Below are 9,836 nucleotides of genomic sequence, written 5' to 3' on the forward strand. Positions count from 1 at the left end.
GGGCGCGGGGGCCGGGGCGGGGGGGGGGGCGTCCCCCCCCCGCCGGGGGGGGGGGGGGGGGGGGGGCCCCCCCCCCGCCCCCCCCGTCGTCTCGGCCCGTGGACGGTCAGACGGCGCGCAGGACCGCCACGACCTTCCCGAGCACCTGGGCGTAGTCGCCGAGGATCGGCTCGAAGTTCGAGTTGCGGGGGAGCAGCCAGGTGTGGCCGTCGCGCTGGCGGAACACCTTGACCGTGGCCTCCTCGTCGAGCATGGCGGCGACGATGTCGCCGTTCTCGGCGGTGTTCTGGGCCCGGACGACGACCCAGTCGCCGTCGCAGATGGCGGCGTCGATCATCGACTCGCCCACGACCTTCAGCATGAACAGCTCGCCGTTGCCGACGAGCTGGCGCGGCAGCGGGAAGACCTCGTCGACCTGCTGCTCGGCCGTGATCGGGACGCCGGCGGCGATGCGGCCGACCAGGGGGACCATCGCGGCGTCGCCGACCGGGGTCTGGTTCTCGTAGTCGACGCTCTCGGACGTGCTGGCCGGGAGGTCGATCAGGATCTCGAGCGCCCGCGGGCGGTTCGGGTCGCGGCGCAGGTAGCCGCTCAGCTCGAGCTGGTTCAGCTGGTGGGTGACGGAGGAGAGAGAGGAGAGACCGACCGCGTCACCGATCTCGCGCATGCTCGGCGGGTAGCCCCGCTGGCTCACCGAGCGCTGGATCACGTCGAGGATGGCGAGCTGCTTCTCGCTGAGGTTCTTGCGGCGGCGCGTGCCGCCGCGCGGAGCCTGGTTCTCGTTCGACACGCTCGTCCCTTCACGGCCTTCGTCGCCCGGCCCGCCGCCCATCCGGAACGAATGTCGGTGGTGCCTGGTTGTCTGTTCTCAGACAGTCGAAACTGTATCCGCCCCTGGCGTGCCAGACAAAGGTTTGTTCGAGTGTGTCGCGAAATCGGCGCCCGAATCGGCCGGCGGGTGGAGGTTGCGGTTTCGAACATTCGAAGATACATTCGGAACACAGCTTCGCATCCGCGAGGCCAGAGGAGGTCAGGACCATGAGCACGGTCACGATGTCGTCTTTCAACGGACAGGCGAACGGCCGCGTGCGGCTGCGCATCACGCGGCGCGGGCGCGCGGTCCTCTCGACGCTCATCGCGGTGCCGATCGCGGTCGGCGCTCTCGTCTTCGCCCTCAACGGCGGCGTCGCCGCCGCGACGGGGGAGCAGAGCCACGTCTCCTTCCAGCACGTGACGGTGCAGTCCGGCGAGTCCCTCTGGTCGATCGCCGAGCGGCTCGCGCCGAACGCCGACCCGCGCGACGTGATCGCCGAGCTCGTGACGCTCAACGGCCTGGAGTCCGCGGTGGTCTCGCCGGGTCAGCAGCTGGCCGTGCCGCTGGAGTACTCCGCTCGGTAACGCAGGATCGGCGGCGCGGAGGAAGCGTCCGGTCGCGCTGACTACGATTGAACGGTGACGTCTCTTTCCGATCTGCCCATCCGTGATGATCTCCGGGGGAGGACCCCGTACGGCGCGCCGCAGAAGTCCGTGCCCGTGGCGCTGAACGTGAACGAGAACACGCATCCGGTGCCGGAGGACGTCGCCGCCGACATCGTCGCCCGCGTCGCCGCCGCGGTCACCGGCGTCAACCGTTACCCGGACCGCGAGTTCACGGCCCTCCGCGAGGCCTTCGCCCGATACCTGGGCCACGGCCTGACGGCCGAGCAGATCTGGGCGGCGAACGGGTCGAACGAGGTGCTGCAGCACATCCTGCAGGCGTTCGGCGGGCCGGGCCGGAGCCTCCTCGGCTTCGCGCCCACGTACTCCATGTATCCGCTGCTCGCGTCGGGCACCGGTACCGAGTACATCGCCGGCGCCCGCGACGCGGACTTCGAGCTCTCGCCGGAGACCGCGGTGGCCGAGATCGAGCGAACCGACCCGGACCTCGTCATCCTCTGCGCCCCGAACAACCCCACGGGGACGCCGCTCGGTCTCGAGACGATCGAGGCGGCGTACAACGCGACCCGCGGCATCGTGATCGTGGACGAGGCCTACGCCGAGTTCATGCCCGAGGACCAGCCCTCGGCATTGACCCTGCTGGAGGGGCGCCCCCGGCTGCTGATCTCGCGCACGATGAGCAAGGCGTTCGCGTTCGCGGGCGCCCGCGTCGGCTACCTCGCCGCCGACCCGGCCGTCGTCGACGCACTGCGGCTGGTGCGCCTGCCGTACCACCTCTCCGCGCTGACACAGGCGGCGGCGCTCGGCGCGCTCGCCCACGCCGACGAGATGCTCGCGATGGTGGGGGAGATCCGCGCCCAGCGCGACCGGCTCGTGTCCGAGCTCGCCCGGCTCGGGTACCGCCCGCACCGCAGCGGCAGCAACTTCGTCCTGTTCGGCGGCGTCGAGGACCCGCACGCGGTGTTCGAGGCGCTGCTGGAGCGCGGCATCCTGATCCGCGACGTCGGCATCCCGAACCACCTCCGCGTGACCGCGGGCACCGAGGCCGAGACGACCGCGTTCCTGGAGGCCCTCGCCGCCCTCGGCCGCCCGGCGGCGTCCGCGGACCCGGCGGCGTCCAGCGCGGGCGGGGCGGACTCCCAGGCCCCGGTAAACTCTCGGTCATGAGCAACCGCACCGCGACCATCCAGCGGGAGACCAGCGAGTCGAGCATCGAACTGAGCCTCGACCTCGACGGCACGGGTGCGTCCGAGATCCGGACCAGCGTGCCGTTCTACGACCACCTCCTCACCGCGTTCGCGAAGCACTCGCTCACCGACCTGCGGGTCCGCGCCAACGGCGACACCGAGATCGATGTGCACCACACCGTGGAGGACGTCGGCATCGTGCTCGGCCAGGCGATCCGCCAGGCGCTCGGCGACAAGAGCGGCATCTCGCGCTACGGCGACGCCCTCGTCCCGCTGGACGAGGCGCTGGTGCAGGCGGTCGTGGACATCTCGGGCCGCCCCTACCTCGTGCACTCCGGCGAGCCCGCGGGGTTCGAGTTCCACCTGATCGGCGGGCACTTCACCGGGTCGATGGTGCGCCACGTCTTCGAGGCGATCGCGTTCAACGCCGCCATCACCACCCACATCACCGTCGTCGGCGGCCGCGACCCGCACCACATCGCGGAGGCCGAGTTCAAGGCGTTCGCACGCGCGTTCCGCCAGGCGAAGGCACTCGACCCGCTGGTGTCGGGCGTCCCGTCGACCAAGGGGGCGCTGTGAGCGGGAACCGCCCCGACGTCGTCGTCTTCGACTACGGCACGGGCAACGTGCACTCCGCCGTCAAGGCGCTCGAGGAGGCCGGCGCCGACGTCGAGCTGACCGGCAACCGCCGCCGCGCGCTCGAGGCCGACGGACTGCTCGTGCCCGGTGTCGGGGCGTTCGCGGCCGTGATCGAGGCCCTCCGCGCCTCCCACGGCGACGAGGTCATCGACCGCCGCCTCGCCGGCGGGCGGCCCGTCCTGGGCATCTGCGTCGGCATGCAGGTGCTGTTCGAGAAGGGCGTCGAGCACGGCATCCCGTCCGAAGGGCTCGGCGAGTGGCCGGGTGTCGTCGACCTGCTGAAGGCGGACGTCGTCCCGCACATGGGCTGGAACACGGTGGAGGCGCCGGAGGACTCGGTCCTGTTCGAGGGCCTCCACGACGAGCGGTTCTACTTCGTGCACTCCTACGCCGCGCAGGACTGGACCCTCGAAGCGAGCGGACCCTTCCCGAAGCCGCGCGTCACCTGGGCAGAGCACGGCACGCGCTTCATCGCCGCGGTCGAGAACGGCCCGCTCAGCGCCACCCAGTTCCATCCCGAGAAGTCGGGCCGTGCCGGCATCCAGCTGCTCCGCAACTGGATCGGCACCCTGTAGCCACCGCAGCGGGCGTCACGCCCCACCGTCCGCGTCGCGGACCAGAACGAGGAAAGATCGTGAGCGAATTCAACACCATGCCCAAGCTCGTCCTGCTCCCGGCGGTCGACGTGGCCGACGGCAAGGCCGTGCGACTGACCCAGGGCGAGGCCGGCAGCGAGACCAGCTACGGCGACCCCGTCGACGCGGCGGAGGAGTGGGCCGACGCCGGGGCCGAGTGGATCCACCTGGTCGACCTCGACGCGGCGTTCGGCCGCGGGAGCAACCGCTCGCTGCTGAAGAAGGTCATCCGCCAGGTGCGCGGCGTCAAGATCGAGCTCTCCGGCGGCATCCGCGACGACGAGTCGCTGGAGCAGGCGCTGGAGATCGGCGCCTCCCGCGTCAACCTCGGCACCGCCGCGCTGGAGAACCCGGAGTGGGCGGCCAACGTCATCGGCCAGTACGGCGAGGCGATCGCCGTCGGCCTGGATGTGCGCGGCACGACGCTGGCCGCGCGCGGCTGGACCCGCGAGGGCGGCGACCTCTGGCAGGTGCTCGACCGTCTGGAGGACGCCGGCTGCGCCCGCTACGTCGTCACCGACGTCACCAAGGACGGCACGCTCAAGGGCCCGAACCTCGACCTGCTGCGCCAGGTGATGGACCGGACCGCACGGCCGGTGGTCGCCTCCGGCGGCATCTCGAGTCTCGACGACATCGCCGCGCTGCGCGAGCTGGTGCCGCTCGGGCTCGAGGGCGCGATCGTGGGCAAGGCGCTGTACTCCGGCGCGTTCACGCTCCCCGAGGCGCTGGATGTCGCGGGCTACTGAGCCCGGCACGGGCGACGGCGACCGCCGCGGCAGCGGCGACCGCCATGACGACGGCGACCGCCGCGGCGCCGGCCGGCCCACGGCGGAGGGAGCCGAGCGGCTGCACGGCTTCGCGGCCGCGCTGGGCGGCGGGCAGGCGGACTCCGCCGGTCAGCCGTGGGAAGGGCGCCACTTCGATGACAACCCGTTCGGCGACGACGACGGCACCGCGCCTCCCGCACTGCTCGGCGCCCTGGCGGCGTTCCGGGCCGGGGAGGTCGGCGCGGAGGCCGTGGTCGACGCGGTCCGCACCTCGCGGCTGCTGATCCCACTGGTCGCCGAGCTGGGCGACGAGGGCGAGACCGACGCCGGCCTCCGCGTCGACAAGTCGCAGGAGCTCTCCATCGTGACCGTTGCGGGGCCGGACGGGCGCTCGGTGCTGCCGGTCTTCTCGTCGGTGACGGCCATGCAGACCTGGAACCCGCTGGCCAGGCCGGTGCCGGCGGACGGACGCCGGGTCGCGCTGGCGGCCGCCGGGGAGGAGACCGAGCTCGTCGTGCTCGATCCGACCGCCGAGACGGAGTTCGCGCTCCGCCGCCCCGCCGTGTGGGCCGTTGCGCAGGGCGAGCCGTGGATCCCGAGCGACCGCGACCCGCTCGTGAAGGCGGCGTTCGACGCCTCCATCGGCTCGGAGCTCGGCGTGCACGGCGTCGAGCTGCTCGCCGGCGACCCCGGCTGCCGGCTCGTCGCCGAGGAGCTGGTGGTGCGGCTGGCGCTCGCCGACGGGCTGACCCGGCAGGAGCTCGACGCCATCCTCGCCCGGCTCGCACAGCGCTGGGCGGCGGACGACGTGATCGCCACCCGGGTGGACTCGCTGCGCGTGCAGCTCGTCGCGGCCGGCTGACAGCCTCCCGCGGCCTCCCGGCCCGGAGCGGTCAGCGGGGCCGGAGCGGTCAGCGCGCCGTGCGCAGCAGGCGCAGGCCGCCGAACAGCGTCAGCGCCCCGACGACGGCGGCGAACGCGACGAGCACGGGTACGAGCGGCCACACCGTGAGGGCCGCGCCCACCAGCAGCACGGGCAGGGCGAGTCCCAGGTAGCCGAGGAGGAAGATCGCGGCCAGCACCTCGCCGCGCCGATGCGGCTCGGCGAGGGCGGCCGCGGCGGCGATGGAGGAGCGGAACAGCAGCCCGACGCCGCCGCCGGTGAGCAGCGCGCTCGCCACGAAGATTGCGAGCGCGTCGAGCAGGACCCCGGCCGCGAGGGCCACGAGGCCGACGGTCACCAGGACCAGCGCCACGATGAGCTGCGCGCGGTCGCCGACCCGGGCGAGCAGCAGCTGCGAGGCGGTGGAGGCGGCGAACACCGAGAAGGAGACGGCGCCGGCGACGAGGTGCGACGGCTCGCGCAGCGTCCCGGCCAGCACGCTCGGAGCGAGCGAGGTGTACAGCCCGAACACCGAGAAGGCGGCGAACGCGGCCACGGCCGCCGCGGAGAACGCGGCCCGCGCGGCGGGCAGGACCGACACCCGCTGCGGCCGGTACCGGGGCGGCGGCTCCGGACGGTGCACGGTCTCGGGCACCATCCGTACCGCGAGGGCCGCGACGCCCAGCAGGACCGCGAACACCACGTAGGGCAGCAGCAGCGGCGCGGGCAGGAACTGCGCGAAGACGCCGCCGATGAGCGGGCCGAGCGCGAGGCCTCCCGTATTCACGACGGTCGCCACCATCGCCGGGAACCGGGATCCCTCCGCCGGGCGCTCCACGGCCCGCAGCTCGGCGAGGTGGGCGGTCGCGCTCGCGGTGAGGGCGCCGACGCCGACGCCCGAGATCACCCGCGCGACCAGGAGGCCCGGCACGTATGGTCCGATCCCCAGGTCGACGGCGACGAACAGCAGGGCCGAGGCGAGCTCCAGCAGCAGGGCCACGAGCACCATCCTGCGGCGGCCCACCACGTCGCTGAGATGACCGATGAAGTAGAGGCTCGCGAGCACCCCGACGGCGAACACGGCGAAGATCACCGTGATCACCCAGGTCGGGAAGCCGGCGCGCTCCTGGTACAGCGCGTACAGCGGCGTGGGGAGGGTCGCGAACGCCATCACCGTCAGGAACGCGGCCGCGATCGTCCAGAAACCGGCGCCGTAGCCGATGCCGGGCCGCGTGCGCCGCGCCGGACGCGCGGAGGAGGTCACGACGACGATGGTGCTCCCGCCGAGGGGGCTGCGGCCAGGCTCCGGCGGCGGGCAGCGGCGCGCGCATCACCGTAGGCTGGGAGCACCATGACCGTGTTCGCCGCCATCGTCCTGCTCCTGAACGCCCTCTTCAACGTCGTGGCCTGGCCGCGGTTCTTCCAGCGGGTGCGCACCGACCTGCGGGCGCGCGACGCGGCGGGGAATGCCACGCCGTTCCTCGTCGTGCACGCCGCCCTGCTCGGGATCGCGCTGCTGCTCGCCGCGCTGTCGGCCGTGGCGGGCATCCTCCTCCTGGTGGCAGGCTGAGGTCATGGCACTGAACATCACCGGCGACGCCGACGCGGACGCCCTGCTCGACGAGTCCCCGTTCGCCCTCCTCCTCGGGATGCTGCTCGACCAGCAGGTGCCGATGGAGACCGCCTTCGCCGGCCCCGCCAAGCTGCGCGACCGGCTCGGTGCGCTCGACCCGGCGAGCGTCGCGGCGCTCGACCCCGACGAGCTCGCCGCGGTGATGAAGCAGCCTCCCGCCGTCCACCGCTTCCCCGGGTCGATGGGAGGCCGGGTGCAGGCGCTCGCCGCCGCGATCGTCTCCGACTGGGACGGCGACACGGCCGCGATCTGGACCAGGGGCGCCCCGGACGGCGCCGAGGTGCTGCGGCGGCTGAAGGCGCTGCCCGGCTTCGGCGAGCAGAAGGCGAAGATCTTCCTGGCGCTGCTCGGCAAGCGCAAGGATCTCACCGCCCCCGGCTGGCGCGAGGCGGCGGGCGACTACGGCCTCGACGGCTACCGCTCCGTGGCGGACATCGTCGATGCGGACTCGCTCACCAAGGTGCGCGAGCACAAGCGGGCGATGAAGGCGGCGGCGAAGAAGAGTTAGGCGCGCCCGTCGCCTCGCCGCCTCATCGCCTCATCGCCTCGCCGCCTCGTCGCCCGGAGCGGTGTCGGTGGTCGCCGGTACGCTTCGAGGAGCGGCCGGAGCGCCAGGGCCGCGTCCATCGCGGCCGCGGGCCGCCGGTACGGAGGGAGTCGCCGGTGTTCCTCCTCGACGGCGTGATCGTGACCAGCGCGAGCGACCTCACCGAGGCCTCCAAGTGCGAGTTCGCGTTCCTGCGCACGGTCGACGAGAAGCTCGGGCGCATCGAGAAAGCCGAGGTGGTCGACGACCCGATGTACGTGCGGTCGTCCCGGCTCGGCGACGAGCACGAGCACCACATCCTCGAGCGCTACCGCGAGCGCTTCGGCGCCGGCGTGGCCGAGATCGAGCGACCGGAGTCGCTGACCGCAGACACACTCGCCGACGCCGTGCGACGCACGGCCGAGGCGTTCGCGAGCGGGGCCGAGGTCGTGTTCCAGGCGACGTTCTTCGACGGCGCGTTCGTGGGGTTCGCCGACTTCGTCGTGCGGCTGCCCGACGGCCGCTACCGTGTGCAGGACTCCAAGCTCGCCCGCAGCGCCAGGGTCACCGCGCTCCTCCAGCTCGCGGCGTACGCCGAGCAGCTGCGCAGGATGGGCGTCGATGTCGACGACACGGTCGAGCTGCTGCTCGGCGACGGGTCCGTCAGCCGGCACCGCCTCACCGACATCGAGCCGGTGTACCGCAAGCGGCGGGCACGGCTGCTGCACATCCTCGACGAGCACCTCGCCGACCAGGGGCCGGTCGCCTGGGGCGACCCGCGGTTCACGGTCTGCGGGCGCTGCGACACCTGCGACGCCGAGGTCCAGGCGTCGCGCGACGTGCTCCTCGTCGCCGGGATGCGGATCACCCAGCGCGAGCACCTCGTCGCGGCCGGGATCACCACCATCGACGCGCTCGCCGCCTCCACCGGGCCGGTCGACGGACTGCCCGACGGCACGCTCGACGGGCTGCGCGAGCAGGCCCGGCTGCAGCTCGGCGCCGTCGAGGGCGCGCCGCCGCCCGTCCGTGTGTACAACGCGCCCGTGCTGGCGGCGCTGCCGCACCCGGACGAGGGCGACATCTTCTTCGACTTCGAGGGCGATCCGCTCTACACCGAGGGCACCGGCGAGCGCTGGAACCTCGACTACCTGTTCGGGCTGGTCGACAGCGAGGAGCGCTTCACCGCTTTCTGGGCGCACGACTTCGCGGCAGAGCGGGTGGCGCTGGAGGCGTTCCTCGCCTTCGTCCGCGACCGCCGTGCCCAGTATCCCGGCATGCACATCTACCACTACGCGGCCTATGAGCAGACGCACCTGCTCGCCCTCGCCGCGCGGCACGGCGTGGGCGAGGAGGAGGTCGACGGCCTGCTCCGCGACAGCGTGATGGTCGACCTGTACCCGATGGTGCGCAAGGCCGTGCGGGTCGGCTCGCGCTCGTACTCCATCAAGAAGCTCGAGCCGCTGTACATGGGGACGGAGCTGCGGCAGAGCGAGGTCAAGAACGGCGCCGACTCCATCACCGAGTACGCCAACGCGCGCGACCTGATCGCCCTCGGCCGGGAGGACGAGGCCCAGCCGCTGCTCGACGAGATCGGCGACTACAACCGCTACGACTGCGTGTCGACGCTGCGGCTGCGTGACTGGCTGATCGCCCGGGCTCAGGAGAACGGCATCCCGATCGGCTCCGCGCCGATGGACGAGACCGAGGTCGCGCCGGAGGAGTCCCCGCTGCGCGCCGGACTGCTCGCCTTCGCCGGCGACCCGCTCGACCCGCACCGCACGCCCGACCGCGAGGCGATGGCGCTCGCCGCTGCCGCCATCGACTTCCACCGCCGCGAGCAGAAGAGCTTCTGGCAGTCGCATTTCGCCCGGCTCATCCAGCCGGTGGAGGAGTGGGCCGAGACCCGCGACGTGCTGGTCGTCGACAGCGTGCACGTGCTCCGCGACTGGTACCTCGACGAGGGCCAGCGCGTGGAGCGGCGCGAGCTGCTGCTCAGCGGCCAGTGGGGAGCGGGGAGCACGATCCGCGTCAGCGAGCGGTCGGGGCCCTTCCTGCTCTACGAGTACCCCGGGCCGTACCGGCAGGCGCGCTCGCAGCCGGGCGCTCGCACGACCCGCACGGTCGCGGTG

11 protein-coding genes are annotated in these 9,836 nt (G+C 72.9%); 9 read left to right on the top strand and 2 right to left on the bottom strand.

Annotated elements, in window-relative coordinates:
* Positions 1–106: 106 nt before the first annotated feature.
* Positions 107–790 carry a transcriptional repressor LexA gene (gene lexA / locus ACR9ZG_RS15960; protein ID WP_481285835.1) on the bottom strand — a complete coding sequence of 228 codons (684 nt, stop codon included), beginning with the start codon at positions 788–790 and terminating at the stop codon, positions 107–109.
* Between the two features lie 248 nt (positions 791–1,038).
* Between lexA and ACR9ZG_RS15965 the strand changes: the two genes are divergently transcribed.
* From ACR9ZG_RS15965 to ACR9ZG_RS15990, 6 genes are all read left to right on the top strand, one after another.
* Entirely contained in the window at positions 1,039–1,398 is a 360-nt protein-coding gene (locus ACR9ZG_RS15965) for a LysM peptidoglycan-binding domain-containing protein (RefSeq protein ID WP_481285836.1), read from the top strand.
* A 54-nt stretch (positions 1,399–1,452) separates the two neighbouring features.
* Entirely contained in the window at positions 1,453–2,604 is a 1,152-nt protein-coding gene (locus ACR9ZG_RS15970; RefSeq protein ID WP_481285837.1) for a histidinol-phosphate transaminase, read from the top strand.
* Positions 2,601–3,203, top strand: coding sequence for an imidazoleglycerol-phosphate dehydratase HisB (gene hisB, locus ACR9ZG_RS15975; RefSeq protein ID WP_481285838.1), 603 nt, complete (start codon positions 2,601–2,603; stop codon positions 3,201–3,203). The genes ACR9ZG_RS15970 and hisB overlap by 4 nt, the downstream gene beginning before the upstream one ends.
* Positions 3,200–3,838 (top strand): imidazole glycerol phosphate synthase subunit HisH, encoded by a 639-nt coding sequence (gene hisH, locus ACR9ZG_RS15980; protein WP_481285839.1) that lies wholly within the window; start codon positions 3,200–3,202, stop codon positions 3,836–3,838. The genes hisB and hisH overlap by 4 nt, the downstream gene beginning before the upstream one ends.
* A 77-nt stretch (positions 3,839–3,915) precedes the next feature.
* Positions 3,916–4,644, top strand: coding sequence for a bifunctional 1-(5-phosphoribosyl)-5-((5-phosphoribosylamino)methylideneamino)imidazole-4-carboxamide isomerase/phosphoribosylanthranilate isomerase PriA (priA, locus tag ACR9ZG_RS15985; protein WP_481285845.1), 729 nt, complete (start codon positions 3,916–3,918; stop codon positions 4,642–4,644).
* On the top strand, positions 4,628–5,527 hold the full coding sequence (locus ACR9ZG_RS15990) for an SseB family protein (protein ID WP_481285840.1): 900 nt from the start codon (positions 4,628–4,630) through the stop codon (positions 5,525–5,527). The genes priA and ACR9ZG_RS15990 overlap by 17 nt, the downstream gene beginning before the upstream one ends.
* A 49-nt stretch (positions 5,528–5,576) precedes the next feature.
* Here the strand turns inward: ACR9ZG_RS15990 and ACR9ZG_RS15995 are convergent, their stop codons facing one another.
* Positions 5,577–6,812 (bottom strand): MFS transporter, encoded by a 1,236-nt coding sequence (locus tag ACR9ZG_RS15995; protein ID WP_481285841.1) that lies wholly within the window; start codon positions 6,810–6,812, stop codon positions 5,577–5,579.
* An 87-nt stretch (positions 6,813–6,899) separates the two neighbouring features.
* On the opposite strand from ACR9ZG_RS15995, the gene ACR9ZG_RS16000 reads away from it, so the two are divergent.
* The 3 genes from ACR9ZG_RS16000 to ACR9ZG_RS16010 all read left to right on the top strand — a co-directional run.
* Complete coding sequence (locus ACR9ZG_RS16000; protein ID WP_481285842.1) at positions 6,900–7,118, top strand: SCO4848 family membrane protein; 219 nt, start codon at positions 6,900–6,902, stop codon at positions 7,116–7,118.
* Positions 7,119–7,122: 4 nt separating this feature from the next.
* Complete coding sequence (locus ACR9ZG_RS16005) at positions 7,123–7,689, top strand: HhH-GPD-type base excision DNA repair protein (RefSeq protein WP_481285843.1); 567 nt, start codon at positions 7,123–7,125, stop codon at positions 7,687–7,689.
* A 155-nt stretch (positions 7,690–7,844) separates the two neighbouring features.
* The coding region (locus ACR9ZG_RS16010) for a TM0106 family RecB-like putative nuclease (protein WP_481285844.1) at positions 7,845–9,836 on the top strand (1,992 nt) is incomplete at its 3' end.

The sequence above is a fragment of the Leifsonia sp. KNZ12-8B genome (genome assembly GCF_056755495.1).

Bases quoted from the DNA above. Each gene is read 5' to 3' on its own strand.
- ACR9ZG_RS15965 (WP_481285836.1), top strand. From the start codon at position 1,039: ATGAGCACGGTCACGATGTCGTCTTTCAACGGACAGGCGAACGGCCGC.
- hisB (WP_481285838.1), top strand. From the start codon at position 2,601: ATGAGCAACCGCACCGCGACCATCCAGCGGGAGACCAGCGAGTCGAGC.
- priA (WP_481285845.1), top strand. From the start codon at position 3,916: ATGCCCAAGCTCGTCCTGCTCCCGGCGGTCGACGTGGCCGACGGCAAG.
- ACR9ZG_RS15990 (WP_481285840.1), top strand. From the start codon at position 4,628: ATGTCGCGGGCTACTGAGCCCGGCACGGGCGACGGCGACCGCCGCGGC.
- ACR9ZG_RS16000 (WP_481285842.1), top strand. From the start codon at position 6,900: ATGACCGTGTTCGCCGCCATCGTCCTGCTCCTGAACGCCCTCTTCAAC.
- ACR9ZG_RS16005 (WP_481285843.1), top strand. From the start codon at position 7,123: ATGGCACTGAACATCACCGGCGACGCCGACGCGGACGCCCTGCTCGAC.